Origin of the sequence: Streptomyces sp. NPDC087844, assembly GCF_044742785.1 — a bacterium.
Classification (GTDB): Bacteria; Actinomycetota; Actinomycetes; order Streptomycetales; family Streptomycetaceae; genus Streptomyces.
Window position 1 is genome coordinate 28116 of sequence record NZ_JBIUVD010000026.1, and the last position, 26611, is coordinate 54726.

Genomic DNA, 26611 nt, shown 5'->3' on the forward strand with positions numbered 1-26611 from the left:
GGAACTGCGCGGCCGACCACGGCGGACCCGAGGCCGGCCCACGCGCCTACGACGCACTCCAGTGGAACAACGCCATGGCCACACTGGTGGCGAGGTTGTAACTGGACACCTGCGGCCGCATCGGCAGGGACACCAACTGATCGGTGCGGGCCCGCAGTTCCTGGGACAACCCGCTCCGCTCGGACCCGAAGGCGAGAACCGCGTCATCGGGAAGCTTCAGCGCCCGGATGTCCGCACCCTCCGGGTCAAGGGCGAACACCGGCCCGGAGGGCAACTCGTCCACGGCCAGCCGCTCGACGGCCGTGGCGAAGTGCAGCCCCGCCCCGCCGCGCACCACCGTGGGATGCCAAGGATCGAGCGTGCCGGTCGTGACGACCCCGGTCGCGCCGAATCCCGCCGCGAGCCGGATCACCGCCCCGGCGTTCCCGAGATTGCGCGGCTGGTCGAGAAGGACCACGGGCGCGGTGCGGGGCGTGCGCGCCAGCGCCCGCAGGTTGGCGTCACGTGAGGGACGTACCGCCAGGGCGGCCACCCCGGTGGGGTGCGGACGCTGGACGAGCGCCCGGTACGCGGCCTCCGGGACCTCCGCCAGAAGGACGTCCAGCGTCTCCCGTACGTCCGGGGCCAGCTCGTCCGCGAGGGCGAGCGCGGCCGTCCGGTCGGTGGTGACGGCCACCGGGACCTCGGCGCCGAAGCGCAGTGCGTGCTTGAGGGCGTGGAAGCCGTCGAGGAGCACGGCGGTGTCGGCGAGCCGATGCCAGGCGCTCAGCGGCTCGCGGTCGCGGGGGTCCGTCATGCCGTGAAGCCTACGTGCGGGTGATCGGCCGCTTCCGGGGGACGCGGGGCTCCCTCACCGGGCTCACCACCCGACCCCCCGCCGGACTTCTCGCGCAACCCCGGGAGCGTGCGCCCGAAGCGCCCGAAGCGCCCGGCGTGCCCGAGGCGCCCGAGCCGGGGGAGCCGGAAGAGCGGCCACTCACGCGCGCGGGTGGCCCAGCCGCCGAGGCGGCGCAGGAAGGACGTCGGCAGGAAGACCGCGTCGGCGGCGATCATCGCAAGGGAGAAGAACGGCAGGCCCAGCACCACGGCGATCACGGCGTGCTCGGTCATCATGGCCGCCAGCAGGACGTTCTTCACCCGCCGGTTGAACAGCGTGAAGGGGAAGGCCACCTGCGCGACCACCGTCCCGTACGTCACCAGCATCACCATGGTGCCGCTCGCGGACAGGAGGTCGGACAGGGCGGGCCAGGGGGAGAAGTAGTCCAGGTGCAGCGGGTAGTACGCGGCCGTGCCGTCCTGCCAGCGCGAGCCCTGGATCTTGTACCAGCCCGCGGTCGCGTAGATCAGACACGCCTCGGCCATGATCACGAGGAGGGCCGCGTTGTGGACGAGGTTGGCGACGACGTCGAGGAAGATCCGTGGCTGATCGCTCCGGGCGGCATACCGGCCGGCCAGCCACCACAGGGCCTGGAACGCCCACAGTCCCCAGTAGATCGTCCGCCAGCCGCCCAACACTCCGCCGTCGATCTTCCCCGCGAGCGTGACGGCCGCCAGGGCGAGGCCGAGTACGGCCCACAGAGCGACACCGGCCCGGTCCGGCCGGCTGCCTCCCGGGTCCGGCTGCGGATGCCCTTCATGCCCTTCACGCGCGCGTGCCGCCGCCGTCCGGCGCTCGCGCCGCGCGTCCAGCGACCACACCTGGCCGCAGCGGGTGAACACCAGGTAGATCGCCATCAGGTGGATGACGTTGTCGCCGCCGTCCCCCATGAAGATGCTGCGGTTCTGGAGGGAGAGCACCCCGAGCAGGAAGAGCACGGACATCGTGCGGGTGCGCCAGCCGAGCATGAACAGGGCCGCGGAGAGCACGGCGAACCCGAAGACGATCTCGAACCAGACCTGGCTGTCGGCCCACATCAGGGCGGTGAAGGCGTGGTTGCTCGCGATGAGCTGCTGGGCCAGGTCCCAGCTCCAGGGTCCGTAGGGCCCGTACATCTCCTGGCGGTGCGGGAACTCCCGCACCAGGAAGAGCAGCCAGGTCCCGGCGAAACCTATGCGGATCACCGCGGTCTGATACGGCCCCAGAGCCTGCCCGGTGAGGCGCGAGATGGCGTACCCCAGCTTCCGGTCGAGCCGGTGCTCACGGTCGAAACGGCTGATCCGCCCGGCCGGCCGCTCACGACCGGCACTGCGCGCCGACCGGGACTGCGGGGCACTCTCGGGGGTGCCGGCCCCATCGCTCACCGGGCTGTCGGCCCGGCCGCTCACGGGGGTGTCACCGTCGTCGCTCAGTGGGGTGCTGTCCTGGTCGCTCACCGAGGTGCTCTCGTGGTTGCTCATCGGGCGCTCGCCGCCGTTTCCGTGGAGTCCACGGGCCTGGTCCCGGCCGCCCGGTCGGTGTCCGACACCTGCCACCAGGGCAGCCGGCGAAGGACGGGCTTGTCGGACACCTGCTCCTGGCTCCACTCCGGCGGCGGCACATTGGTCGTACGGGAACGGACCTGGACCTGCTGGATGACGGCGCCCCGGCCGCCCGCCTCCTCGCGGTCGAGGCGCAGAACCGCGATGCGGCGCAGATAGCGCTCGGAGAGGTCGCCGCGCAGACCGTTCGGACGGTTCGCGTTGTCGTGCGTGGCCGTGAAGAAGTCCCAGGCCCGGCGCAGTTCGTTCTGCTGGGTGTGGCTGGGCAGCAGATTGCCGTCGATGACCCGGCCGTCCAGCGCGGAGAGGTCGTACCAGCGGGTCGTCCTGATGGCACCGTCCACGCCCTTCACCTCGGCCCGGACCTGGACAGCGATGTTCTGCTGCAGCGGGTTGGGCGCGAAGAGCTTCCAGTTCTGTTCGAACTCCGGGTAGATCCACTCGTCGATCGCCTGCCCGTGCTGCCTGGTGACCGTGTTCGACGGCGCGACATGCAGGAAGACCATGCCGAGGTGCACACAGGCGACCACCGCGACGAGCGCGAACGCGAGGGCCGCGGCGATCTGAAAGGGGAGGGAGAGGGCGGCGACGCCCTCAGCGGGAGGACCGGAGGAGAGCGGACCGGCGGAGGGCGGACCGACGGGGAGCGGGGAGCCGGGGAGCGGGGAGCCGGGGAGCGGGGAGCCGGCGGTGGGAGGGGAGCCGCCGGGGGGCGGGCCCGCGGCGGGAACGGGGGCGGCCGGGGGGGCCTTCGAGGGCTCGCCCGCCACGGGACGGGCGTTCGCGCCCTCGTCGTACGCATCCATTGCGCCCCGTTTCCCCATGTCTGCCCGATTGTCGCCGCCCGTCCGGCGACGGCGACGGCCGCACCGGAACGGTACTCAGCCCCACCCACCCGGCACAGCCCAGGGGGCACAGCGGAGCGGTGGACACCTTACGGCCCGCCCCGCCCCCGAACGGAAGGCACCGAACGATCGGTCGGGCAATCCCGTACGCCCCGTCGTGCACGAGCGACGACGACCGGACCGTCCGGGGCCGACCGGCATCCTCCGGGACCGACCGGGGCCCTCCGAAGCCGCCACCGTTCCCTTCTTGTAGAACCTGTTCTATCTTGACGCTCCGCCAAACCGACACGACAGACCGACACGACAGACCGACGCGACAGACCGACCGGGAGGACGGGACCGTGGACTTCACCTTCACCGAGGAACAGCAGGCGGCCGTGGAGGCGGCGAAGGCGGTCTTCGCGGGGGTCGCGCCGGACGGCGTACCGAGTCCCGCGCTCACCGCGGGCGCCGTCGCGGACGACTTCGACCGTGCGCTGTGGGCCCGGCTCGCCGACGCGGACCTGCTGAGCCTGCTGCTCGACGCGCGCCACGGCGGCGCCGGTCTGGACGCCGTCGCCCTGTGCCTGGTGCTGCGGGAGTCGGCGAAGGTACTCGCCAGGGTCCCGCTGCTGGAGAGCACGGCGGCCGCCGTCGCCGTACAGGCTTACGGCGGCGAGGAATTGAAGTCCGACCTGCTCGTACGGGCCGGTCGGGGCGAGCTGGTGCTGACGGTCGCCGCGAACGGACGTACCGGACATGACGGCGCCGAACTCGCCGTCACCGCACGGCAGGAGGACGGCGCGTGGGTGCTGGACGGGCTGCAGACGGCCGTTCCCTGGGCGCAGAACGCCGACTTCGTCCTCGTACCCGCGCTGAGTCCCGGCACGGGCCGCTCCGTGCTCGCCCTCGTGCCCCGCGACCACCAGGGCGCGACGCTCGCCGAGCAGGTCTCGACGACGGGTGAGCTGCTCGGCGAACTCCGCCTGGAATCCGTACGGATCCCCGCCCGTGACGTCATCGACGCCGACGGCGCGTGGGAGGGGCTGCGGAACCTGCTCGCCACCGGAACGTGTGCGTTGGCTCTCGGGCTTGGCGAGCGGGTCCTCGGCATGACGAGCGAATACACCGGCAAGCGGGAGCAGTTCGGATTCCCGGTCGCCACGTTCCAGGCCGTGGCCATGCAGGCCGCCGACCGCTACATCGATCTGCGCGCGATGGAGGCGACCCTCTGGCAGGCCGCGTGGCGGATCAGCACGGGGGCGGGCGGGGCGCTGCCCGCGTCCGGTGACGTGGCCGTCGCCAAGGTCTGGGCCTCCGAGGGCGTACGCCGGGTCGTGCAGAGCGCGCAGCATCTGCACGGGGGCTTCGGCGCGGACACCGACTACTCGCTGCACCGGTACCACGCCTGGGCCAAGCACCTGGAGTTGTCTCTCGGCCCGGCGGCGGCACACGAGGAGGCACTGGGCGACCTGCTGGCGGCCCACCCCCTGGGATGACCCCGGATCCGGGTCCGGCGCCGGGAATCAGAGTCCGGCGCCGGAAAACGGGGTCCGGCGCCGGAAAACGGGGTCCGGCACCGGAAAACGGGGTCCGGCACCGGAAAACGGGGTCCGGCACCGGGAATCGGGGTCCGGGATCCGCAGCCGGTTCCGCAGCCGGGTCCGGGTCCGGGTCCGGTTCCTCGATCTGAAACCGGGCCGTCCCGGGGGTCGAGGCGGAGCCCGCTACAGCACGAACCCCGGCTGCCCCTCCGTGTTCACGACGGGGCGGCCCTTGGCCGCCCAGACCTGCATGCCGCCGGCGACGTTCACCGCGTCGACGCCCTGCTGGTTCAGGTACATGGCGACCTGCGCCGACCGGCCGCCGGAGCGGCAGATCACGTTGACCCTGCCGTCCTGTGGGGCCGCCTCGGTCAACTCGCCGTAGCGGGCCACGAATTCACCGATGGGGATGTGCAGTGCCCCTTCGGCGTGACCCGCCTGCCACTCGTCGTCCTCCCGGACGTCCAGCAGGAAGTCTCCGTCCGCGAGATCTCCGACCTCGACCGTGGGCACACCAGCTCCGAAACTCATGGCCCCGACGCTACCCGACCGCCACATCGCACAAGTCCGCCCCACCGGCCGGGGCCCGCCCGACCACCACGGCCGAGGCGGTCAGCGGTCAGGTCAGCGGTCAGGTCAGCGGTCAGGCACCGCTGCCGAGCAGGCCCGCCAGCTCCGCTTCCCGCTCGCTCACCTGCGTCAGCAACTGCTCGGCGATCTCCTCCAGCAGCCGGTCGGGGTCGTCCGGCGCGATCTTGAGCATCCCGCCGATCGCGCTCTCCTCCAGGTCGCGGGCCACGAGCGCGAGCAGTTCCTTGCGCTGGGCGAGCCATTCGAGACGGGCGTAGAGCTCCTCGCTACGGCTCGGCCGCCACTCCTCCGTAACCGGTCCCAAGGCCCACTCCTCGGACAGCTCCCGGAGCAGGACCTCGTCCCCACGGCCGTAGGCGGCGTTGACGCGGGAGATGAACTCGTCGCGCCGCGCGCGCTCCGTGTCGTCCTGCGCCAGGTCGGGGTGTGCCTTGCGGACGAGTTCCCGGTAGAGCTTGCGGGCCTCGTCGCTCGGCCGCACCCGCTGCGGCGGTCGTACCGGCTGCTCGGTCAGCATGGCCGAGGCCTCCGGGGACAGTCCGTCCGAGTCGAGCCAGTCGTGGAACAGCTCTTCTATGCCCGGCATCGGCATGACCCTGGCCCGGGCCTCCTTCGCTTTGCGCACATCCTCCGGAGCACCGGTGCTCGCGGCCCGCGCCTCGGCGATCTGCGCCTCCAGCTCGTCGAGCCGCGAGTACATCGGGCCGAGCCGCTGATGGTGCAGCCGGGAGAAGTTCTCCACCTCGACCCGGAACGTCTCCACCGCGATCTCGAACTCGATCAACGCCTGCTCGGCCGCACGCACGGCCCGCTCAAGCCGCTCCTCGGGCCGCTCGCCCCCGTCACTCACGGCACCACCCGCGGGCTCGTCGCCCCCGGCGGCACCCGCCGAAGCACCAGCACCCGAGTCCGCCTCCACGTCCGGGGCGGCACCGGCCTCATCGGCCGACTCGGCACCGGCCTCATGGACCGACCCGGCACTCGGCTCGGACCGGACCTCGGCGCCGGCCTCCGTACCGGCATCCGCAGCTGACTCGCCACCGGCCGCGACAGCCGACTCGGCTCCTGCGTCGACACTCCCGCCGACAGACGATTCCGCACCCGCTCCGGTGGGGGCCTCCTCGGCACCGGCCTCACCGGCACGCGATGCACCGGCGACCGGCTCCGTGGAGGGCTCGGACGGCGGCTCGGACGGGGACTGCTCAGCTTCCGGGGTCGTCACCCGCCCAGCCTAGGCCACAGCTCCACCGGGCGGCCGAACCCGCCCCGAGCGGGGCAGGGACGGCCCACGACCCCCGCCTGCCCGGAATCGGTGCCCGGGCAAGGACGTCCCGCCACCCCCGCCTGCCCGGGTCGCCGGCCGGGTCGCCTGCCGGGTCGCCTGCCCGAGCAGGAGCGGCCCGCGGCCCCTCAGACTCCCAGCTCCCCCGCGATCCGTCCCGAGCGCACGGCCGTCACCAACTGCGCGTGGTCGGCCTCGGTCCGGTCCGCGTACGCCACCGAGAAGGCGGCTATCGCCTCGTCCAGCTCCTCGTTCTTGCCGCAGTAGCCCGAGACAAGCCGCGGATCGGCGCTGTGCGCGTGGGCCCGCGCCAGCAGGGCCCCCGTCATCCGGGCGTAGTCGTCTATCTGGTCCGCGGCCAGCGCCGCGGGGTCCACGCTGCCCTTGCGGTTGCGGAACTGCCGGACCTGGAAGGGGCGTCCGTCGACCGTGGTCCAGCCGAGGAGGTTGTCGCTGACCACCTGCATGCGCTTCTGGCCGAGGACGACCCGGCGGCCCTCGTGCTCGGCCTCCGGCAGCGGGAGACCCGCCGTCTCCAGATGCGGCAGCAGGACGGACGCGCGGGCCTCCTTCACCTGGAGGACGAGCGGCTCGTCACAGTGGTCCAGCAGCAGCACCACGTACGAACGGGTGCCCACGCTGCCGGTGCCGACCACTCGGAAGGCGACATCGTGCACCGCGTACTGGGCGAGGAGCGGGAGCCGGTCCGGGGAGAGCGTGCCCAGGTACTCCTCAAGCGCCAGCGCCACCGCGGTGGCCTCGCCGTCCGGGACGCGGCGCAGCACCGGCGGGGCGTCGACGAAGCGGCGCCCTCCTCCCTCGACGGCCTCCGTCGACCTCGCCGCGAACCGTCCGCTGGTGTTGGACCGCGCCTTCTCCGAGACCCGCTCCAGGGTGCCGAGCAGATCGTGTGCGTCTGCGTGGGAGACCAGTTCCTCGTCCGCGATGGCGTTCCACGCGTCCAGGGCCGGGAGCTTGGCGAGGAGCCGCATCGTGCGCCGGTAGGAACCGGCCGTGAAGTGCGCGGCCTCGCGGCAGGTGTCCTCGTCCGCTCCCACCTCGCGCGCTGCGAGCACCAGCGAGGTCGCCAGTCGCTTGAGGTCCCACTCCCACGGCCCCCGCACCGTTTCGTCGAAGTCGTTCAGGTCGATGACGAGGCCGCCGCGCGCGTCCCCGTACAGGCCGAAGTTGCCCGCGTGCGCGTCGCCGCAGATCTGGGCGACGACGCCCGTCACGGGCGTACGCGCCAGGTCGTACGCCATGAGGCCGGCCGAACCACGCAGGAAGGCGAACGGTGTGGCCGCCATCCTGCCCACCCGAAGCGGTGTGAGCTCGGCTATCCGGCCCCGGCCGGACTCCTCGACGGCCGTCACCGCGTCCGGGCGGTCGCCGTTCGTGTCGAGCGACGCGTGCGCGCCGCGCGGGACGCGTGCCCTGAGGGCCTTGCCCTCCTTCTTGGCCGAGCCCTCCGCCGGCCACGGCGCGAATCCGCGCACCGCCGGAATCCTCGCCGTCCCGGCCACTCCGGCCACTCCGGCCGTGCCAGCTGCACCAGCCGTGCCAGCCGTGCCGGTCAACGCTCCACCGGTCTCAGTCACTCGAACCGCCTCCCCCGCACCCGAACATCAACTCGGGACGACCGTACCGCCGGGCGCCGATTCGTGTGAGCCCCTGTGGACAACTCCGCGACTGTGGAAAACACCCCAGCTCAGCGGGGGCAGCGGGCCCCGGGCCGCTCCACTACTTCCGGAACTGCTCCGCGCAACGGCCGTTCTCCAGCAGGTACTTCTCCGCCCACATGCCCAGTTCCCTGAGCGCGGGTTCCAGCGCGGAACCGGCCTCCGTCAGCCGGTAGGAGACGCGCAGTGGCGGTCCCTCCTCGACCTCGCGCACCACGACTCCGACACCCGCCAGTTCGGTGAGCCGGTCGGAGAGCATGCGCTCGCTGATGCCGGGGATCGCCCGGCGCAGGTCCGCGAAGTGCACGGGGGCAGGCATCAGCACGGCCACGATCGGGCCCGTCCAGCGCTTTCCGATCACCTGGAAGACACGGGTGATGCCGTCGTCGACCCGCCTGCACGACGCAGCGTCGTGGTTTTCCTGGACCGCCATGCCTTCAGGGTACTTGCCGTCCCGTACGGGGGTGAAAAAAAGTAAGCTCCTGTGTTATTCATAGTTGCGCACGAAAAAGCAGAGCGCCGAGCGGGCCCTGTTCCGGCCCACCCGCAGCCCGATCCCTCGAACACCTCGAATGGAGAACCCATGGCCACCCTGCTGCACGTGGACTCGTCCGTCCTTCCCGGTTCCGCCTCGGCGTCCCGCTCCGTCACGGACGCCTTCCGCAAGGCCTGGGAGGAGCAGCACCCGGACGGCACCGTGATCTACCGCGACCTCTCCGCGCACCCGGTCCCGCACATCACCGCCGACGCCCACAGCGCCGTCTTCGCCGACCCGTCGGAGCACACCCCGGAGCAGGCCGCGGCCTTCGCCGGGCGCCTGGAGTTCATCGAGGAACTGGAGCGGGCGGACGCCGTCCTGATCGGCGCGCCCATGTACAACTTCTCGATCCCCTCGACCCTGAAGGCGTGGCTGGACAACGTGGTCGTCGTCGGCCGCACCGCGGGCGAGACCCAGTCCGCCAAGGGCACCCCGGTCACCATCGTGGCCAGCCGCGGCGGCGCCTACGGGCCGGGCACGCCCCGCGAGGGCTACGACTACGTACAGAACTACCTGGGAGCCGTTCTCAAGGACATGCTCGGTCTGGACGTCGAATTCATCGTCCCGGAGCTCACGATGGCCCCGCACATGCCGGCGCTGGCCGACCTGGTCCCGCTCTTCGAGGCGTCCCGCGACAAGGCCTTCGAGGACGCGGCCGCCAAGGGACGGACCCTCGCCGAGCAGCTCGCCCCGAAGGCCGCCTGACGCCCTGACGCCTCAAGCCCCCCGCCCCACCGCACGCTGCTGCCGCACGGACCGCGCCTCGCCCCACCACCACGGGCGGGGCGCGCGTCACACCCTCGCGAGCCTGTTGTTCTCCGCGGTTTCCAGCACCCGGACCCCAGACCCCGGACTCCCCGCGAGCCACGGCGACCACCGCCAGACCCACCTGCTCCGTCGCCGACGAGACACCGAGGCGAAGAACCCCGCGCCCGACCCTCCCGGCCGCCCCGAAGAGGATCACCTTCCCGGAGCCCTACTCCCGCCACGTAGCGCGGACAGGCACCCCAGGCCCGCGGACCGTGAGATACGTCACCGTCGCACCTCCGCCCGCGGACCGTGCAGCGGTCGGGGCGTGCGTCGGGAACGCGGGAACTCACCGCACACAGGCATGCGCAGAACTCACCTGTTCTCTCGGCGGCCCCTGTCGCCCTCTCCACCCAGCCCCGGCCGGCAGGCTCATCGGACGAGCACTCCCACAGGTACGCACACGCCTTTCCATAACGAGGCAGCGCCCTGGGACAGTTGTTCCGCATCGAATCGGTTCGCATCCGGGTCACCCATGGTCACCCGGGTGATTCCGCACTCGGACAGCAAGAAAGCCCCAGCCGTGAGATACCTCACCGCCAGGGCCGTGCCGCGTCACCGGTCGGGTCGGAGCCCGGTCGTGCGGCGGCGGGAGAACGAGAAACGGGCCCCCGCCAGAACTTTCGTTCTGCCGGAGACCCGTCTCCACTGGTACTGGTGCGCGAGGGGGGAGTTGAACCCCCACGCCCTTGCGGGCACTGGAACCTGAATCCAGCGCGTCTGCCATTCCGCCACTCGCGCATTTGGGTGTGTCATCCGTCTCTCACCAGGGGGGTGAGCGCCTTCCGACATCGAGAAGATTAGCACGCTGGAGCAGGTGGATTCACATCCGTTTGCGGGGGCGGCGGGGGGCTCGCAAGAGGTCCGCGGCGTGGCGATCGGCCTCCGCGTCACCCCGTCGTCACCAGCACGACCGACTCCCGTGGCGCCCCGGATCCCACCGGCCCCGACTGCCACGTACCAAGCGGAACCGGTTCACGTATCAACCTCGTACCGGTCCCGGCCATCTCCCCGTCAGGGGGCCGGGGTCCGCTGCCGCGTGCGGGACACTGTGCTGAGGCCGCCTCTACGATCCTTCCCATACGGAGTGCCTCGGGGGAGTTCGAAGAGGGACTTCGGCGGGAACAGCGGGAGGTGACTTCAGTGGGCGTCGACATCTGTCGACCGGGCCGACAGGGGGAACCAGCCGATTTCCCGGCGCGTGGATACGATCAGTAAGCAGTACCAGGGCGACGACACAGGAGGAGGTGCCCCATGGGAGTCCTGAAGAAGTTCGAGCAACGCCTCGAAGGTCTGGTCAACGGCACCTTCGCCAAGGTGTTCAAGTCCGAGGTCCAGCCGGTGGAGATCGCGGGAGCGCTCCAGCGCGAGTGCGACAACAACGCCACCATCTGGAACCGGGACCGGACCGTGGTCCCCAACGACTTCATCGTGGAGCTGAGCACGCCGGACTTCGAGCGTCTCAGCCCCTACTCGGGCCAGCTCGGCGACGAGCTGGCCGGCATGGTGCGCGACTACGCCAAGCAGCAGCGTTACACGTTCATGGGCACCATCAAGGTCCATCTGGAGAAGGCGGACGACCTCGACACGGGCCTGTACCGGGTCCGAAGCCGTACGCTCGCCTCCTCCGCCAACCAGCAGGGCGCTCCCGAGCGCGCCCCCGCGGGCCCGCCCCCGGCGGCCGCCCGCGGCCAGGCAGGCGGTCAGGCCGGTGGCTACGGCTATCCGCCCGCGGCCGCTCCTCCCATGCCCGCCGCACCGCCGCCCGGCGGACGCCCGGGCGCCGCACCCGCGGGCCAGCGGCCCGCCGCGGCCCCGCAGCCGGGTGGACGTACGCGGCACTGGATCGAGGTCAACGGCACCCGCCATCAGATCTCCCGCCCGACGCTCGTGCTGGGCCGCAGCACCGAAGCCGACGTGCGGATCGACGACCCCGGCGTCTCGCGCCGGCACTGTGAGATCCGGACCGGAACGCCCTCGACCGTCCAGGATCTTGGGTCCACCAACGGCATCGTGGTGGACGGACAGCACACCACCCGCGCTACGCTCCGCGACGGCTCGCGGATCGTCGTGGGCAGCACCACCATCATTTACCGGCAAGCCGAAGGGTGAAGCGGGGGCAATGTCAGAGCTGACCCTCACGGTCATGCGGCTGGGTTTCCTGGCCGTACTGTGGCTGTTCGTGATCGTGGCCGTGCAGGTCATCCGCAGCGATCTGTTCGGAACGCGTGTCACACAGCGCGGGTCGCGACGGGAAGCCCAGAGGCCGCAGCAGGCCGCTGCGCGCCAGAGCGCACCGCCACCGCAGCGACAGCAGGCGGCGCCCAGCGCCGGCGGCCGTCAGCGCCGCGGCGCTCCCACCAAACTGGTCGTCTCGGAGGGCATCCTCACGGGCACGACCGTTGCCCTTCAGGGACAGACCATCACGCTGGGCCGCGCACACGACAGCACCATCGTGCTGGACGACGACTACGCATCCAGCCGGCATGCCAGGATCTACCCGGACCGTGACGGCCAGTGGATCGTCGAGGATCTCGGGTCCACCAACGGCACGTATCTCGACCGGACCCGATTGACGACCCCCACGCCGGTTCCGCTGGGCGCGCCGATCCGCATCGGCAAGACCGTCATCGAGCTGCGGAAGTAGTACGACAATGAGCGAGCGGAGCGAGCGAGCAGCGGCGGTCCCCACGACGGACCCCGGCGCGCTCCCGACCGGAGGGTGGGCACCGTGCGGATGTACCCGGAGCCGACGGGCGAGGTGCGCATGAGTCTGTCACTGCGCTTCGCCGCCGGATCGCACAAAGGCATGATCCGCGAGGGCAACGAGGACTCCGGTTACGCCGGACCGCGGCTGCTCGCCATCGCGGACGGGATGGGCGGCCAGGCCGCCGGTGAGGTCGCCTCGTCAGAGGTGATCTCCACGATCGTCGCGCTCGACGACGACGTGCCCGGCTCCGACATCCTCACCTCGCTCGGCACGGCCGTGCAGCGCGCCAACGACCAGCTCAGGATGATGGTCGAGGAGGACCCCCAGCTCGAAGGCATGGGGACCACCCTCACCGCCCTCCTGTGGACCGGTCAGCGGCTCGGCCTCGTGCACGTCGGCGACTCGCGCGCCTACTTGCTGCGGGACGGCGTGCTGACGCAGATCACGCAGGACCACACGTGGGTGCAGCGCCTCGTCGACGAGGGACGCATCACGGAGGAAGAGGCGACCACCCACCCGCAGAGGTCCCTCCTCATGCGCGCGCTGGGCAGCGGCGACCACGTCGAGCCCGATCTCTCCATCCGTGAGGTCCGTGCCGGCGACCGGTACCTGATCTGCTCCGACGGCCTCTCGGGCGTCGTCTCCCATCAGACGATGGAGGACACCCTCGCCAGCTACCAGGGCCCCCAGGAGACCGTTCAGCAGCTGATCGAGCTCGCGCTGCGCGGCGGCGGCCCCGACAACATCACCGTCATCGTGGCCGACGTCCTCGACATCGACGGCGGGGACACCCTCGCCGGGCAGCTCTCCGACACCCCGGTCGTCGTGGGCGCGGTCGCCGAGAACCAGAACCAGCTGCACGACAACGGCGCCATGCAGACGCCCGCGGGCCGCGCCTCCGGCCTCGGCCGCCAGGTGCCCGGACAGGGCGGCGGCGAGTTCGGCCCGCCCGGCAGCGGCGACACCACCGGTTACGTACCCACCGGAGGCTTCGGCGACTACACCGACGAGGACTTCGTCAAGCCGCGCTCGGGCCGGAAGTGGCTGAAGAGATCCTTCTACATCGTGCTCGCGCTCGGCGTCATCGGCGGCGGGCTGTACGGCGGCTACCGCTGGACGCAGACGCAGTACTACGTGGGCGCCAACGACGAGCACGTCGCGCTGTACCGCGGCATCAGTCAGGACCTCGCCTGGGTCTCGCTCTCGAAGGTGGAGAAGGACCACCCGGAGATCGAACTCAAGTACCTGCCGCCGTACCAGCAGAAGCAGGTCAAGGCGACGATCACCGAAGGCGGTCTGAACGACGCCCGGTCGAAGATCGACGAGCTGCAGACGCAGGCGTCCGCGTGCCAGAAGGACGCCGAGCGCCGCAAGGCCGAGAGCGAGCAGAACGCGAAGACCGGCGAGGGCGAGGCCGGCGGGGTCACGGGAACCACACGGACCTCCGCCGCGTCCAAGGCCACACCGACGCCGACGGCGACCCAGTCGGGCCCGTCGTCGGACCCGTCCAAGTCCACGACCGCACCCACTCCGACACCCGGCCCCAGCCTCTCCGACGAAGAGCAGAAGCTGGTCTCGCTGTGCGGTAAGCAGTAAGCAGCCGTGAGGGGCCCTGTCACACGATGAGCAGTACTTCCAACACGTCGACGCACCACACGTCCACGATCGGCACGATCGGCACACCGAGCCGGCGCAACACCGAGCTCGCGCTGCTCGTGTTCGCCGTGCTCATCGCGGTGTTCGCCTACGCCAACGTCGGTCTGGCCATGAACGGTTCGGTGCCGCCCGGCCTGCTGAGTTACGGCCTCGGTCTCGGCCTGCTCGCGGGCGTCGGCCACCTCGTCGTACGGAAGTTCGCACCGTACGCCGACCCGCTGATGCTGCCGCTGGCCACGCTGCTCAACGGCATCGGCCTGGCGGTCGTGTGGCGCCTGGACCAGTCACAGCGACTGCAGGCCAAGTCCACCTTCTTCGAGGCCGCTCCCCGCCAGCTGCTGAACTCCGCGCTGGGTGTCGCCCTGTTCGTGGTCGTACTGGTCTTCCTCAAGGACCACCGCGTCCTGCAGCGCTACACCTACATCTCCATGGTCGCCGCGGTGATCCTGCTGCTCCTCCCGCTGGTCCCGGGCCTCGGCGTGAACGTCTTCGGCGCACGGATCTGGATCAAGATCCCCGGCCTCGGCACCATCCAGCCCGGTGAGTTCGCGAAAATCGCCCTGGCGGTGTTCTTCGCGGGCTATCTCATGGTGAAACGCGACGCCCTGGCCCTGGCCAGCCGCCGCTTCATGGGGCTCTACCTGCCGCGCGGACGTGACCTCGGCCCGATCGTCGTCATCTGGGCCCTCTCCATCCTGATCCTGGTCTTCGAGACCGACCTCGGTACCTCGCTGCTCTTCTTCGGCATGTTCGTGATCATGCTGTACGTCGCCACCGAGCGGACCAGCTGGATCGTGTTCGGTCTGCTGATGTCCGCGGCCGGCGCCGTCGGCGTCGCGTCCTTCGAGACGCACGTCCAGCAGCGCGTCCAGGCCTGGCTCGACCCGATGCGCGAGTACGAGCTCAGCCAGCAGGGCGTCATCGGCCACACCGAGCAGTCCATGCAGGCCCTGTGGGCCTTCGGGTCCGGCGGCACCCTCGGCACCGGACTCGGCCAGGGCAACTCCGACCTCATCGGCTTCGCCGCCAACTCCGACTTCATCCTCGCCACCTTCGGCGAGGAGCTGGGCCTGGCCGGCGTGATGGCGATCCTGCTGATGTACGGCCTGATCGTGGAACGCGGCGTACGCACCGCCCTCGCCGCCCGCGACCCCTTCGGCAAGCTGCTCGCCATCGGTCTTTCGGGCGCCTTCGCCCTCCAGGTCTTCGTGGTCGCCGGCGGCGTCATGGGCCTGATCCCGCTGACCGGTATGACGATGCCGTTCCTGGCGTACGGAGGTTCGTCCGTCATCGCCAACTGGGCACTCATCGGCATCCTGATCCGCATCAGCGACACCGCCCGCCGGCCCGCGCCGGCCCCCGCACCCAACCCCGACGCCGAGATGACCCAGGTGGTCCGACCGTGAACAAGCCCCTGCGCCGGATCGCGATCTTCTGCGGGCTCCTCGTCCTCGCCCTGCTCATCCGCGACAACTGGATCCAGTACGTCCAGGCGGACTCGCTGAAGGACGACACGAAGAACCGCCGCGTCGCCATCGCGCGCTACGCCACACCGCGCGGCGACATCATCGTCGACGGCAACCCGATCACCGGGTCCACCAAGACGAACGGCGACGACTTCAACGACTTCGAGTACAAGCGCACCTACAAGGACGGCGCGATGTGGGCCCCCGTCACGGGCTACGCCTCGCAGGCCTTCGGTGCCACGCAGCTGGAGAGCATCGAGGACGGCATCCTCACCGGCAACGACGACCGGCTCTTCTTCCGCCGCACGCTCGACATGATCACCGGCAAGAAGCAGGAGGGCGGCAATGTCGTCACCACGCTCAACGCCGCCGCGCAGAAGGCCGCGTACAAGGGTCTGCTGAAGCAGGGCAAGGGTGCCGTCGCCGCGATCGACCCGGAGACCGGCGCGATCCTGGCACTGGCCTCCACTCCCTCGTACGACCCCTCGACGTTCGCCGGGAACTCCACCAAGGTCGACGGCACGGCCTGGACCAAGCTGCAGAAGAAGAACAACCCCGACGACCCCATGCAGAACCGGGCGCTGCGCGAGATCTACCCGCCCGGATCGACCTTCAAGGTGGTCACGGCCGCGGCGGCGCTGGAGCACGGCGTCGTCGACAGCGCCGACGAGAAGACCGACTCGCCGCTGCCCTACACCCTGCCGGACACCACCACCGAGCTGAAGAACGAGGGGAACATCCCCTGCAAGGACGCGACACTGCGCGAGGCGCTGCGCGTGTCCTGCAACACCGTCTTCGGCAAGCTGGGCGTCGACGTCGGCAAGGAGGACATGCTGGAGACGGCGAAGAAGTTCGGCTTCAACGAGGAGCAGTTCGTGCCGATCCGCTCCAGCGCCTCCATCTTCCCCGAGAAGATGGACAGGCCGCAGACCGCGCTCAGCTCGATCGGCCAGTTCGAGACCGCCACGACTCCGCTGCAGATGGCCATGGTCGCCTCGGCCGTCGCCAACGACGGCACGCTCATGAAGCCGTACATGGTCGACAAGCTCCAGGCGCCGAGCCTCGACGTCATCGAGCAGACCGACCCCGAGAAGATGAGCGAGCCGCTGTCCGAGAAGAACGCCCAGATCCTTCAGTCGATGATGGAGACGGTCGTCAAGGAGGGCACCGGCACCAAGGGCCAGATCAACGAGAGCGGCGTCACCGTCGGCGGCAAGACCGGTACCGCCCAGCGCGGTGTCGACAACAGCGAGAACCCGTACGCCTGGTTCATCTCGTACGCGAAGCTCGACGACGGCAGCTCCCCCGTCGCCGTCGCCGTGGTGGTCGAGGACGAGAGCGCCAACCGTGACGACATCTCCGGCGGTGGTCTCGCCGCTCCGATCGCGAGGGACGTGATGAAGGCAGTCATCGACAGCAAGAAGTGACCCCGCTCACGTCCCCTTCACATCGGTGCACGTTGCGATACCGGTCCTGTATCGGGTGACGGTTGTGGCCAGGTCAGTCAAGGCGGTCCGGGTACGGTATGCCCGGACAGCACACCGCCGGACCACACGTGGTGTGGTCGGGACCGTCGGAAAAGGCTGGTAGGTAGCTATGGAAGAGCCGCGTCGCCTCGGCGGCCGGTACGAGCTGGGCCACGTGCTCGGCCGTGGTGGCATGGCGGAGGTACACCTCGCCCATGACACCCGGCTCGGCCGCACGGTAGCGGTGAAGACGCTGCGAGCGGACCTCGCGCGCGACCCGTCGTTCCAGGCCCGCTTCCGCCGGGAGGCCCAGTCGGCCGCCTCGCTCAACCATCCCGCGATCGTCGCCGTGTACGACACCGGTGAGGACTACATCGAGGGCATCTCCATCCCGTACATCGTGATGGAGTACGTCGACGGGTCCACGCTGCGCGAGTTGCTGCACTCCGGGCGCAAGCTGCTGCCCGAGCGCACGCTGGAGATGACCATCGGCATCCTCCAGGCCCTTGAGTACTCGCACCGCGCGGGCATCGTCCACCGCGACATCAAGCCGGCGAACGTCATGCTGACGCGCAACGGCCAGGTCAAGGTCATGGACTTCGGCATCGCCCGGGCGATGGGCGACTCCGGCATGACGATGACGCAGACCTCGGCCGTCATAGGGACGGCGCAGTACCTCTCGCCGGAGCAGGCCAAGGGCGAGCCGGTCGACGCCCGCTCCGACCTGTACTCGGCGGGCTGTCTGCTGTACGAACTCCTGACGGTGCGCCCGCCGTTCATCGGGGACTCCCCGGTGGCGGTCGCCTACCAGCACGTACGCGAGGAACCGCAGGCGCCGAGCGTCTTCGACCCCGAGATCACGCCCGAGATGGACGCCATCGTCCTGAAGGCGCTGACCAAGGACCCGGACTACCGCTACCAGTCCGCCGACGAGATGCGCATCGACATCGAGGCCTGCCTCGACGGCCAGCCCGTCGCGGCCACCGCCGCCATGGGCTCGGTCGGCTACGGCGGCTACCCGGACGACCAGCCGACCACCGCCCTGCGCTCCTCGGACGGCCAGCACACCGCGATGCTGCCTCCGCAGAACCCGGACGACGGGGCCTTCGGCTACGACGACCGGGCCGGCCGGCGCCGCCAGCAGAAGAAGAGCAACACCTCGACGATCCTGCTGGTCGTCGCCGGTGTGCTCGTGCTGATCGGCGCGATCCTCATCGGCAAGTGGGCGTTCAGCGGGAACGGTGGCGGGGACAGTCTGGTCGACACGCCCAACTTCGTGAACCGGACCGTGGCCGACGCCAGACAGACGGCGGAAAACGTCGAGCTCAAACTCACGATCAACGAGAAGCCGTGTGAGAACACGCCCAAGAACACGGTCTGCGACCAGAGCCCGGCCGCGAAGACCGAGGTCGAAAAGGGTGACACGATCACGCTGACGGTGTCGACGGGGGCGCCGAAGGTGGCGGTTCCCAACGTCATCGACGACCCGGTGGACACCGCGACCAAGAAGCTTGAGGGCGAGAAGTACGAGTTCGAGGTCAAGACGGAGAGCAAGGAGTCCAGCGAGGACCCGGGCACCGTCCTCGACCAGGACCCGTCCTCGGGCGAAGAGGTGGAGAAGGGTTCCACGATCACTCTCACCGTCGCCAAGGAGAAGGAACAGTCCACCGTTCCCGACGTCAGCGGTCAGAGCTGTGACCAGGCCAAGGCCCAGATGGATCAGAACGACCTGACGGGTACCTGCACCGAGGTGGAGACCGACGACGACAACCTGGTCGGCAAGGTCATCTCGACCTCGCCGCAGGCGGGCTCGCCCGCCGACCCGGGATCCACGGTCACCATCCAGATCGGCAAGGCGAAGAAGGAGGAAGAGGAAGAGCCGCAGAAGTTCGCCATGCCGAAGGTGACCCAGATGACCCTCGCGCAGGCCAAGCAGGTCCTCGCGGGAAGTCAGCTCCAGGTCGGCAACATCCAGGGCTCGCAGGACGACAACGCCATCGTCCTCGCCAGCGACCCGGGACAGGGCAACGAGGTGAAGGCCGGCGACAAGATCAACCTCGTCACGGTCGACGCCGGCGGGAACAACGGCGGCAACGGCGGCGGCTTCCTCGGCGGCGGCTCGGGCTGACGCCCCTCGGTTCCACCGGATGACGACGAGGCCCCGGCCCCCTCTCAGGGGGCCGGGGCCTCGTCGTCGTACGGGGTCGGTGCGGGGCCCGTCAGCGCAGCTCCGCCGGGGGCGTCCGTTCGTCGTCCACCTTCTCCACGCGGTCCAGCTCGCCCCAGACCACGTACCGGTAGCGGGACGTGTAGACCGGGGTGCAGGTCGTCAGCGTGATGTAGCGGCCCGCCTTCGCCCTGCCCGACTCCTCGGGGACGGACCCGAGGACGTTGACGTTGTACTTCGACGTCTCCGGAAGGGTCGCGTAGACCTTGTAGACGTACCACTCGTCCTTGGTCTCGAAGACGATCGCGTCGCCCTTCTTGAGCTTGTCGATGTTGTGGAACTTCGCGCCGTGGCCGTCGCGGTGCGCGGCCAGCGAGAAGTTGCCCTTCTTGTCCTGCGGGAGCGCGGACTTGACGGGGTTCGTGTAGTAACCGGCGATGCCGTTGTTGAGCAGCTTCGTGGAGGTGCCCTTCTTGACCAGCACCTCGCCGTTCTTCATCGCCGGGACGTGCAGGAAGCCGATGCCGTCCTTGGTGTCCAGGCCGGCCGGACCGCGGTCCTCGGCCCAGTGGTCGCGCACCTTGTCGCCCTGCTTGTCCGCCTCGCGGTCCGCGATCACGTTCGTCCACCACAGCGAGTAGGCGACGAACAGGCCGAGGACCAGCCCTGCCGTGATGAGGAGTTCACCCAGGACGCTGACGGCCGTCGCGATCGGGCCGCCACCGCGGCGCCTCGGCGCGGGCGGGGACGTCGGCGCGTCCGTGTGCTCTTCGTGGTCGGTCGTCGCTGCCACTGCGTTTTCCCCGTCTGGTGTCTCAGAAGATCATGTTCAGAAGTCGTGCTCAGAGGGCGCGCTCAGCCGACGAGCTCGTCCGGTTTGCCCTTGTCGCGCGATCGTTCCTCGACCATCGTGCCCCAGACGATCATCCGGTACTTACTGGTGAATTCCGGCGTGCAGGTGGTGAGAGTGATGTAGCGGCCCGCCGACTTGAAGGTGGACCCCTTGGGAATCGCGTCCAGGACGGACGTGTTGCTCGGCGACGTCACCGGCAGGATCGAGGCCATCTTGTAGACGAAGTACTTGTTCTGCGTCTCCACGACGATCGCGTCGCCCGGCTTGAGACGGTTGATGTAGCGGAACGGTTCGCCGTGGGTGTTGCGGTGGCCCGCGAGCCCGAAGTTGCCCTTCTTGGCGTCCGGCATCGCGGTCTTCACGCCTTCCTCGGCGTAGTGGCCCACCATGCCGCGGTCCAGGACCCGCTTCTTGTCGGTGCCCTCGGCGATCGGCACGACGACGTCGAGCTTCGGGATGTGCAGCAGAGCGAAGCCCTGCCCCGGCTCGAAGGTGCCCGGAGCGCCCTTGCCGCTCGCCCAGTCGTCCTGGAGGCTGCTCGCCTCGCTGTCGGCCTGCGCGTGGGCCCGTATGTTCGTCCAGTACAGCTGGTAGGTCACGAACAGCAGCATCAGTACACCGGTGGTGATGAACACCTCGCCGATCGCGCGGCTCGCCATCACGGCCGCCCCGGGCTTGCGCGCCTTCGCCGCGCGCCTGGCCGCCGCGCGCGAGACGGCCCCGTCGGCCCCCGTCCGCTCCTCGTGCACCCCGCCGGTGTCGGTCCCGCCGCGCCGTCCATGGCGCCTGGAGGCCTTACGCCGGGCCGCACGGCCTCCCGGGGCATCCGAGGACCCCGGAGCCGTCACGGGGCTCACAGGGGGCCTTGAGAGCGTCTGACGGCTCGCCGTGGACGCGATGTCGGCGACGCGCAACGCGACCGTCTCGTCGGCGGCCGGAGAAGCCTCGTACGGCGGTGCGTACGGCTGAGCGTCCGGGAGCGGTTGCGCGGCGGGCGCGACCGGGGCGGTGGGCGCGTACCCCTCGCCGTACGGCGGCCGCGTCTCCTGGTACCCGGCGTACGCCGTCTGCGCCTGCCCGTACGACTGCGGGGACCCGGTGTACGCCGACTGCGCGCCCGCTTGCACGGGCCCCGCCTGGGCGTAAGGCTGCTGGGACCGCGAGTGCTGCGAGTGCTGCGAGTGTTGGGGCTGCGGCTGCGCGTAGGGCTGCTGCGTGTGGGCCTGGGGTGCCGCGTACGGCTGTTGCGACGCGACCGGTGCGGCCGGCTCCGCGTACGTCGAGGCGTTCTGGGTGTACTGGGCAGACTGGCCGGACTGGGCGTTCTGCCCGACGCTCCAGTCCGGTGCGTACGTCTGCGGGTCGTACCACCCCTGCTCCGGTGCCGTCGGCTGCCGTCGGCCCGGCAGGGGATCACTGAGCGGGTCCGCCAGCCCGTCCACGGCGGCCCGCATCGCGCCGCCGGCGCCCGGCGCCTCGAACGCCGCAGCGCTCCCGTACCCGGCGTCCTCGCCGTACGGGGCGGCACTGTCGCGCTCGGGGCGCAGCGCGGTCACGCCGTGACCCTGCCCACCACCGGGGCGAGCCCCACCGACCTGGCCACGGCTCCCTGGTCGCCGCACTCGGCCAGCCAGTTGGCCAGCATGCGGTGACCGTGTTCGGTCAGCACGGACTCGGGGTGGAACTGCACTCCCTCGACCGGCAGTTCGCGATGTCTGAGACCCATGATGATCCCGTCGTGGGTACGGGCCGTGACCTCCAGGTCGGCCGGCACCGTTCCGGGCTCCGCGGCCAGCGAGTGGTAGCGCGTGGCGGTGAAGGGCGACGGCAGTCCGGCGAACACGCCCCGGCCCTCGTGCTCGACGAGCGAGGTCTTGCCGTGCAGCAGCTCGGGCGCGCGGTCCACCACCCCGCCGTACGCCACCTGCATCGACTGCATCCCGAGGCAGACCCCGAAGACGGGGACCCCGGTCGCGGCGCAGTGCCGCACCATGTCGACGCAGACACCGGCCTCCTCGGGTGTGCCCGGTCCGGGCGACAGCAGCACGCCGTCGAAACCGTCCTGCGCGTGTGCCATCGCCACCTCGTCGTTGCGCAGCACCTCGCACTCGGCGCCGAGCTGGTAGAGGTACTGGACCAGGTTGTAGACGAAGCTGTCGTAGTTGTCGACGACGAGGATCCGCGCGGTCACTGGTTGTCCACCGTCACATCGTTGAAGGGGAGCAGCGGTTCCGCCCACGGGAAGACGTACTGGAAGAGCACGTAGACCACCGCGAGGGCCAGCACGATCGAGAGCAGTGCCTTGATCCACGTGTTCCCCGGCAGAAGCCGCCAGATAAAGCCGTACATGCCGTCCCTTCCGTCGCACCACGGCACCAGACTCACGCCGTACCCACCCAGACTAACGGCGTAGAGCCTCCGGTTTCCCAGCCTCCACGGGCTGGGTTTCGTCGAGGTGCGCCCAGACGATCAAGCGGTGACTGTGGCCCCATTCGGGGTCGCACGTGGTCAGCGTCAGATAACGGCCCTCTCGCGTGTACCCGGACTTCTTCGGGACGGGGTCGATGACCGCTGTGTCACTCGGCAGCGTCCGGTAGGGCTTGGTGTCGACGCGGTACGTGAACCAGGACGTGCCGTCGGTCAGCACCACCGGGTCCCCCGGGCGCAGCCGGGGGAAGTCCTTGAACGGGTCCCCGTACGTCCGGCGGTGGCCGGCGACGGCGAAGTTGCCCCGCTGGCCGAGCTGCGCGGTGCTCGCGTAGTGGCCCAGGCCCTTCTTGAGGGTCTTCGTCCTCGTGCCTTCGAGTACGGGCTTGTTCCACGTGAAACCAAGCTTCGGGATGTACATGACAGCGAAGGGCCTGCCGTCCCTGTACGCGGCGGGCTTCACCGGAGCCGTACCCGGGTTCCCCGTGGCAGACGACGTGCCGGGCTCGGCCGTCGCGGAGTTCCTGGCCCACTGTTCCTGCAGCTGCTCGATCTGGTCGTCCATCGCGGTGTCGGCCTTCACGCCCGTCCAGAACAGCACGTAGACCACGAAGAGCACGATCACGGTGCCGGCCGTGATGCACAGCTCGCTGAACGTCCTGACGACCACTCGCACCGACACAAGGTCCCCCCGCGGCAGCTGTTCCCGTACTCCACAGCCTTCTACCCCAACGGCCTCCGCCGCACAGGCTCTTGGGAACTCCGGGGAAGTCGGCTCCGCTACTCCACGGGCTTCGCGTAGTGGAGATCCACCGTGCCCGAGTAGCCGGGCATGGTGCGCGTCCCGTCCTCCTCGACCTTCCAGCCGAGCCCGTAGACATTGACGTACACCATGTAGTTCTGGATCGCCGGGGACGCCGAGAGGGCTTTCTGGAGCTTCTCCGGATCACCGACCGCCTGGATCTTGTACGGGGGCGAGTAGACGCGGCCCTGAAGGATCAGGGTGTTGCCGACGCAGCGGACGGCGCTGGTGGAGATCAGCCGCTGGTCCATGACCTTGATGCCCTCGGCTCCGCCCTGCCAGAGGGCGTTGACCACGGCCTGCAGGTCCTGCTGGTGGATGACCAGGTAGTCGGGCTGCGGCTCGGGGTAGCCGGGGAGTTTGGCCGTCGCGTTCGGGGGCGCGTCGTTGAGAGTGACGGTCAGTGCCTTGCCCTTGAGTTTCTGGGTACCCGCGTGCTTCTCCAGGGCGGCGAGCTCGGCCGCCTCCGCCGCGGTACTGCCGTTGTCCCGCTCGGCGAGGGTCTCGACGTCGTCGCGCAGCGAACCGTTGCTCTCGTCGAGCTGCCCGTTCTTGTGGCTGCGCTCCTGGATGAGGTCGGAGAGCTTCAGCAGCGAGGCGTCCGTACGGATGTTGGTGCCGTTGGCCGTGTCGAAGCTGGTGAAGAAGATCAGCCCGGCCAGCGCGAAGACGGCCATCGTCAGCACCCGCACCGGCCGAAAACGCCGGATACGGTCAGGGCTGGAACCCGACTGGGGAGAGTCGGCAGAATTGCTCAACGTACCCTTATCTCCTTCGGCGCCGCGGAAGCACTACGCTAACGGACGCCCGGGGGAGCACTAGGACCCGTCCGGTCGAGCACGGCGAAGGAAAGCTGCGGTGCCTTGTGAGCGCCGGTGAGCGGCGTGTGATGCGTGCAGCTGCAAGGCGGAGGAAGGCGTCGACGCGGAGCGTCGGCAACTGACGACAACGCCGCAGATGTGCGCATCACACACCGCGTCTTCGCCGTGATCGACCGGACAGGTCCTAGGAGTCCCCTTGTACGCTGCCCCGGCAGCCACGTTCTCTGCGCGGCCACGCAGCGCATCGACAGGAGAGACCCTCGTGCCGAAGTCACGTATCCGCAAGAAGGCCGACTACACGCCGCCTCCGGCGAAGCAGGCGACCAACATCAAGCTGAACAGCCGTGCCTGGGTCGCCCCGGTCATGCTGGCCATGTTCCTCATCGGCCTCGCCTGGATCGTCGTTTTCTACGTGACGGACGGCTCCCTGCCGATCGACTCTCTGGGCAACTGGAACATCGTGGTCGGCTTCGGTTTCATCGCGGCGGGATTCGGCGTCTCCACGCAGTGGAAGTAGCTCCCACCCGGAGCGCCGAGGGCTTGTACGGACTCCGTGCAAGCCCTTGTCCGCAATCCCTGGCCCAAGGTGTCCACTGAGTTATCCACAGCGATGTCCACAGTGGGGAAAAGGTCAGAAGATCTGTGGATAACCCTCCTGGCACTGCCGTCATGTTGACGCCGATGTGACTGACCTACCGGGATCCGGAAACGTGTTCGCCCCCTGTCCTGCCTGGGGAAACCCAGGTCAGCGACAGGGGGCACACTTGTTCCCCAACAGCATGCACAAGATCCGCCACGGTCTGTGGACAACGTGGACGCTCAGGTGAGCTGACCAGTCCTGATGAGTGTCATGACCACAACCGCGAGCAGCACCAGCGCGCAGGCGCCGTACTGGATGAGCGCACGTCGCTCCCGTGGCGCGTGCACCATCGCGTAGCCGATGAGGACACCGCCGACGAGGCCGCCGATGTGGGCTTGCCAGGCGATGTTGCTCCACCCGAAGGTGAAGATCAGGTTGATCACCAGCAGGGCGATGACGGGGCGCATGTCGTAGTTGAGCCGCCGCATCAGGATGGCGGTCGCGCCGAAGAGACCGAAGATCGCTCCCGAGGCACCGAGCGAGGGTGCATTCGGCTCGGCGATCAGATACGTGAGCGCGCTGCCCGCGAGGCCGGAGACCGCGTACAGGGCGAGATAGCGGGCGCGGCCGAGGGCCGCCTCCAGGGGGCCGCCGATCCACCACAGGCTGAGCATGTTGAAAGCGATGTGGATATAGCTCCCGTGCAGGAACATCGCCGTGACCATCCGGTACCACTGGCCCTCGGCGACGCCCTCGACGTCTCCGAGGACCGGCACGAACACGCGGCCGATCAGGTAGAAGCTGTCGGTGAAGCGGTCGCCCACGGAGAGCTGCACCAGGTAGACGGCGAGATTGAGCCCGACAAGGATCTTGGTGACGAGCCGGGGGTCCGAGGTGACCGTGCCGCCCGCGAGGGTGCGGGGCTGCGAGGCCCCGGGCGCGTGCCCGGTGCCGGAACCCTCCCGCACGCACTCGGGGCACTGGAAGCCGACCGAAGCACTGATCATGCACTCGGGACAGATCGGGCGCTCGCACCGGGTGCAGCGGATGCCGGTCTCCCGGTCCGGATGCCGGTAGCAGGTGGGCAGGCTCGGGGCACCCTGCGGTCCCTGCGGGCTGCCTGGCGCCTGATCCATGGGGTTCCCCTCATCCTTCTGTACGCACTGGGGACGCAACGCACCGCCCCGCTCATCCTTACGGACGGGCGGGGCGTTTGGTTCCCTGCGGGAGCCCTCCGGCACCGGGCCCGAGAGGGCTCGCCGGCAGGGGAGTCCGCGGCTGTCGGGTCAGCGGGTCTCGACGACGACCGACTCGATGACGACGTCCTTGACAGGGCGGTCGGTGCGCGGGTTGGTCGGCAGCGAGACGATGGCGTCCACGATCTTCTGGCTGGCTCCCTCGGTGACCTCACCGAAGATGGTGTGCTTGCGGGTCAGCCACGCCGTAGGGGAGACGGTGATGAAGAACTGCGAGCCGTTGGTGCCCGGGCCGGCGTTCGCCATGGCCAGCAGGTACGGCTTGTCGAAGGCGAGATCCGGGTGGAACTCGTCCTCGAACTCGTAGCCGGGGCCGCCGGTGCCGTTGCCCAGCGGGTCGCCGCCCTGGATCATGAAGCCGCTGATCACGCGGTGGAAGGCCGTGCCGTCGTAGAGCTTGTCCGTCGTCTTCGCACCCGTGGCCGGGTTGGTCCACTCACGCTCGCCCTTGGCGAGTTCCACGAAGTTCCGGACCGTCTTGGGCGCGTGGTTCGGCAGGAGCCGCACTTCGATGTCGCCGTGATTGGTCTTCAGGGTGGCGTAAAGCTGCTCGGCCACGATCTGCCTTCCGTTGTCCTTTGTGACTCTCCGATCCTCGCACGGACCGCGCCACCAGTCTTCCGTCACCGCCGTGCACACCGGTTCAGCCGCTTCGCACCAAACAGGCGCGCGGATGGGGGATCCGTGGCATTGTCGTCGCAGACTCCTGTTGCACCATATTGAT

At 69.7% G+C, this 26611-nt stretch carries 24 protein-coding genes and 1 tRNA gene; 9 read left to right on the forward strand and 16 right to left on the reverse strand.

Features of this window, described 5'->3' with window-relative positions; translation table 11 throughout:
* Positions 1 to 46 precede the first annotated feature (46 nt).
* From ACIOKD_RS35670 to ACIOKD_RS35680, 3 genes are read right to left on the reverse strand one after another with little or no spacing between them, the layout of a single operon-like run.
* A complete protein-coding gene (locus tag ACIOKD_RS35670; protein ID WP_402092135.1) occupies positions 47 to 796 on the reverse strand; it encodes a TrmH family RNA methyltransferase in 750 nt (249 codons plus the stop codon).
* Entirely contained in the window at positions 793 to 2337 is a 1545-nt protein-coding gene (locus ACIOKD_RS35675; RefSeq protein ID WP_402092136.1) for an HTTM domain-containing protein, read from the reverse strand. The genes ACIOKD_RS35670 and ACIOKD_RS35675 overlap by 4 nt, the downstream gene beginning before the upstream one ends.
* Positions 2334 to 3224, reverse strand: a complete 891-nt coding sequence (locus ACIOKD_RS35680; RefSeq protein WP_402092137.1) for a DUF5819 family protein — start codon at positions 3222 to 3224, stop codon at positions 2334 to 2336. The genes ACIOKD_RS35675 and ACIOKD_RS35680 overlap by 4 nt, the downstream gene beginning before the upstream one ends.
* Before the next feature lie 380 nt (positions 3225 to 3604).
* Here ACIOKD_RS35680 and ACIOKD_RS35685 point away from each other — a divergent pair, with 380 nt between their 5' ends.
* Positions 3605 to 4741: an acyl-CoA dehydrogenase family protein gene (locus tag ACIOKD_RS35685; RefSeq protein ID WP_402092138.1), complete on the forward strand. Its 1137-nt coding sequence runs from the start codon at positions 3605 to 3607 to the stop codon at positions 4739 to 4741.
* Positions 4742 to 4969: 228 nt separating this feature from the next.
* Here ACIOKD_RS35685 and ACIOKD_RS35690 read toward each other — a convergent pair whose 3' ends face one another.
* The 4 genes from ACIOKD_RS35690 to ACIOKD_RS35705 form a co-directional block, all read right to left on the reverse strand.
* Complete coding sequence (locus tag ACIOKD_RS35690; RefSeq protein ID WP_402092227.1) at positions 4970 to 5299, reverse strand: rhodanese-like domain-containing protein; 330 nt, start codon at positions 5297 to 5299, stop codon at positions 4970 to 4972.
* A gap of 130 nt (positions 5300 to 5429) precedes the next feature.
* Positions 5430 to 6296: a J domain-containing protein gene (locus ACIOKD_RS35695; protein ID WP_402092228.1), complete on the reverse strand. Its 867-nt coding sequence runs from the start codon at positions 6294 to 6296 to the stop codon at positions 5430 to 5432.
* Positions 6297 to 6787: 491 nt separating this feature from the next.
* Positions 6788 to 8191 (reverse strand): DUF2252 domain-containing protein, encoded by a 1404-nt coding sequence (locus ACIOKD_RS35700; RefSeq protein ID WP_402092230.1) that lies wholly within the window; start codon positions 8189 to 8191, stop codon positions 6788 to 6790.
* 208 nt (positions 8192 to 8399) lie between these two features.
* A complete protein-coding gene (locus tag ACIOKD_RS35705; RefSeq protein WP_402092139.1) occupies positions 8400 to 8771 on the reverse strand; it encodes a winged helix-turn-helix transcriptional regulator in 372 nt (123 codons plus the stop codon).
* 150 nt (positions 8772 to 8921) lie between these two features.
* Here ACIOKD_RS35705 and ACIOKD_RS35710 point away from each other — a divergent pair, with 150 nt between their 5' ends.
* Positions 8922 to 9581, forward strand: a complete 660-nt coding sequence (locus ACIOKD_RS35710) for an FMN-dependent NADH-azoreductase (RefSeq protein ID WP_402092140.1) — start codon at positions 8922 to 8924, stop codon at positions 9579 to 9581.
* A 757-nt stretch (positions 9582 to 10338) separates the two neighbouring features.
* On the opposite strand, the gene ACIOKD_RS35715 is transcribed toward ACIOKD_RS35710, so the two are convergent.
* Positions 10339 to 10424, reverse strand: a tRNA-Leu gene (locus ACIOKD_RS35715).
* Between the two features lie 513 nt (positions 10425 to 10937).
* Here ACIOKD_RS35715 and ACIOKD_RS35720 point away from each other — a divergent pair.
* The 6 genes from ACIOKD_RS35720 (at position 10938) to pknB (ending at position 19109) form a co-directional block, all read left to right on the forward strand.
* The gene (locus ACIOKD_RS35720; protein ID WP_402092141.1) at positions 10938 to 11795 is read left to right on the forward strand and encodes an FhaA domain-containing protein; all 858 of its coding nucleotides are present in this window, start codon (positions 10938 to 10940) and stop codon (positions 11793 to 11795) included.
* Between the two features lie 10 nt (positions 11796 to 11805).
* Positions 11806 to 12330, forward strand: coding sequence for an FHA domain-containing protein (locus tag ACIOKD_RS35725; protein WP_398287316.1), 525 nt, complete (start codon positions 11806 to 11808; stop codon positions 12328 to 12330).
* 90 nt (positions 12331 to 12420) lie between these two features.
* Positions 12421 to 13989, forward strand: a complete 1569-nt coding sequence (locus ACIOKD_RS35730) for a Stp1/IreP family PP2C-type Ser/Thr phosphatase (protein ID WP_402092231.1) — start codon at positions 12421 to 12423, stop codon at positions 13987 to 13989.
* Positions 13990 to 14015: 26 nt separating this feature from the next.
* Positions 14016 to 15455: an FtsW/RodA/SpoVE family cell cycle protein gene (locus ACIOKD_RS35735; RefSeq protein WP_402092143.1), complete on the forward strand. Its 1440-nt coding sequence runs from the start codon at positions 14016 to 14018 to the stop codon at positions 15453 to 15455.
* Positions 15452 to 16942, forward strand: coding sequence for a peptidoglycan D,D-transpeptidase FtsI family protein (locus ACIOKD_RS35740; RefSeq protein ID WP_402092144.1), 1491 nt, complete (start codon positions 15452 to 15454; stop codon positions 16940 to 16942). The genes ACIOKD_RS35735 and ACIOKD_RS35740 overlap by 4 nt, the downstream gene beginning before the upstream one ends.
* Positions 16943 to 17111: 169 nt before the next feature.
* Positions 17112 to 19109, forward strand: coding sequence for a Stk1 family PASTA domain-containing Ser/Thr kinase (gene pknB, locus ACIOKD_RS35745; protein WP_402092145.1), 1998 nt, complete (start codon positions 17112 to 17114; stop codon positions 19107 to 19109).
* Between the two features lie 91 nt (positions 19110 to 19200).
* Here pknB and ACIOKD_RS35750 read toward each other — a convergent pair whose 3' ends face one another.
* The 6 genes from ACIOKD_RS35750 to ACIOKD_RS35775 form a co-directional block, all read right to left on the reverse strand.
* Positions 19201 to 19941, reverse strand: coding sequence for a class E sortase (locus ACIOKD_RS35750; protein WP_402092146.1), 741 nt, complete (start codon positions 19939 to 19941; stop codon positions 19201 to 19203).
* Positions 19942 to 20003: 62 nt separating this feature from the next.
* Positions 20004 to 21128 (reverse strand): class E sortase, encoded by a 1125-nt coding sequence (locus ACIOKD_RS35755; RefSeq protein WP_402092232.1) that lies wholly within the window; start codon positions 21126 to 21128, stop codon positions 20004 to 20006.
* A 425-nt stretch (positions 21129 to 21553) separates the two neighbouring features.
* A complete protein-coding gene (locus tag ACIOKD_RS35760; RefSeq protein WP_381832665.1) occupies positions 21554 to 22192 on the reverse strand; it encodes an aminodeoxychorismate/anthranilate synthase component II in 639 nt (212 codons plus the stop codon).
* Positions 22189 to 22350 carry a hypothetical protein gene (locus ACIOKD_RS35765; protein ID WP_107017874.1) on the reverse strand — a complete coding sequence of 54 codons (162 nt, stop codon included), beginning with the start codon at positions 22348 to 22350 and terminating at the stop codon, positions 22189 to 22191. The genes ACIOKD_RS35760 and ACIOKD_RS35765 overlap by 4 nt, the downstream gene beginning before the upstream one ends.
* Before the next feature lie 52 nt (positions 22351 to 22402).
* The gene (locus ACIOKD_RS35770; protein ID WP_402092148.1) at positions 22403 to 23104 is read right to left on the reverse strand and encodes a class E sortase; all 702 of its coding nucleotides are present in this window, start codon (positions 23102 to 23104) and stop codon (positions 22403 to 22405) included.
* A gap of 104 nt (positions 23105 to 23208) precedes the next feature.
* Positions 23209 to 23988 (reverse strand): DUF881 domain-containing protein, encoded by a 780-nt coding sequence (locus tag ACIOKD_RS35775; RefSeq protein ID WP_402092149.1) that lies wholly within the window; start codon positions 23986 to 23988, stop codon positions 23209 to 23211.
* A 325-nt stretch (positions 23989 to 24313) separates the two neighbouring features.
* Between ACIOKD_RS35775 and crgA the strand changes: the two genes are divergently transcribed.
* On the forward strand, positions 24314 to 24568 hold the full coding sequence (gene crgA, locus ACIOKD_RS35780) for a cell division protein CrgA (protein ID WP_055517312.1): 255 nt from the start codon (positions 24314 to 24316) through the stop codon (positions 24566 to 24568).
* Positions 24569 to 24870: 302 nt separating this feature from the next.
* Here the strand turns inward: crgA and ACIOKD_RS35785 are convergent, their stop codons facing one another.
* Positions 24871 to 25767 (reverse strand): rhomboid family intramembrane serine protease, encoded by an 897-nt coding sequence (locus ACIOKD_RS35785; RefSeq protein WP_402092150.1) that lies wholly within the window; start codon positions 25765 to 25767, stop codon positions 24871 to 24873.
* A 150-nt stretch (positions 25768 to 25917) separates the two neighbouring features.
* On the reverse strand, positions 25918 to 26445 hold the full coding sequence (locus ACIOKD_RS35790) for a peptidylprolyl isomerase (RefSeq protein ID WP_402092151.1): 528 nt from the start codon (positions 26443 to 26445) through the stop codon (positions 25918 to 25920).
* Positions 26446 to 26611 lie beyond the last annotated feature (166 nt).

What these genes read in the sequence shown, in the direction of transcription:
- ACIOKD_RS35670 (WP_402092135.1), bottom strand. Translation starts at nt 796, where the DNA reads ATGACGGACCCCCGCGACCGCGAGCCGCTGAGCGCCTGGCATCGGCTC.
- ACIOKD_RS35675 (WP_402092136.1), bottom strand. Translation starts at nt 2,337, where the DNA reads ATGAGCAACCACGAGAGCACCTCGGTGAGCGACCAGGACAGCACCCCA.
- ACIOKD_RS35680 (WP_402092137.1), bottom strand. Translation starts at nt 3,224, where the DNA reads ATGGATGCGTACGACGAGGGCGCGAACGCCCGTCCCGTGGCGGGCGAG.
- ACIOKD_RS35705 (WP_402092139.1), bottom strand. Translation starts at nt 8,771, where the DNA reads ATGGCGGTCCAGGAAAACCACGACGCTGCGTCGTGCAGGCGGGTCGAC.
- ACIOKD_RS35710 (WP_402092140.1), top strand. Translation starts at nt 8,922, where the DNA reads ATGGCCACCCTGCTGCACGTGGACTCGTCCGTCCTTCCCGGTTCCGCC.
- ACIOKD_RS35720 (WP_402092141.1), top strand. Translation starts at nt 10,938, where the DNA reads ATGGGAGTCCTGAAGAAGTTCGAGCAACGCCTCGAAGGTCTGGTCAAC.
- ACIOKD_RS35725 (WP_398287316.1), top strand. Translation starts at nt 11,806, where the DNA reads ATGTCAGAGCTGACCCTCACGGTCATGCGGCTGGGTTTCCTGGCCGTA.
- ACIOKD_RS35730 (WP_402092231.1), top strand. Translation starts at nt 12,421, where the DNA reads ATGTACCCGGAGCCGACGGGCGAGGTGCGCATGAGTCTGTCACTGCGC.
- ACIOKD_RS35735 (WP_402092143.1), top strand. Translation starts at nt 14,016, where the DNA reads ATGAGCAGTACTTCCAACACGTCGACGCACCACACGTCCACGATCGGC.
- pknB (WP_402092145.1), top strand. Translation starts at nt 17,112, where the DNA reads ATGGAAGAGCCGCGTCGCCTCGGCGGCCGGTACGAGCTGGGCCACGTG.
- ACIOKD_RS35765 (WP_107017874.1), bottom strand. Translation starts at nt 22,350, where the DNA reads ATGTACGGCTTTATCTGGCGGCTTCTGCCGGGGAACACGTGGATCAAG.
- ACIOKD_RS35785 (WP_402092150.1), bottom strand. Translation starts at nt 25,767, where the DNA reads ATGGATCAGGCGCCAGGCAGCCCGCAGGGACCGCAGGGTGCCCCGAGC.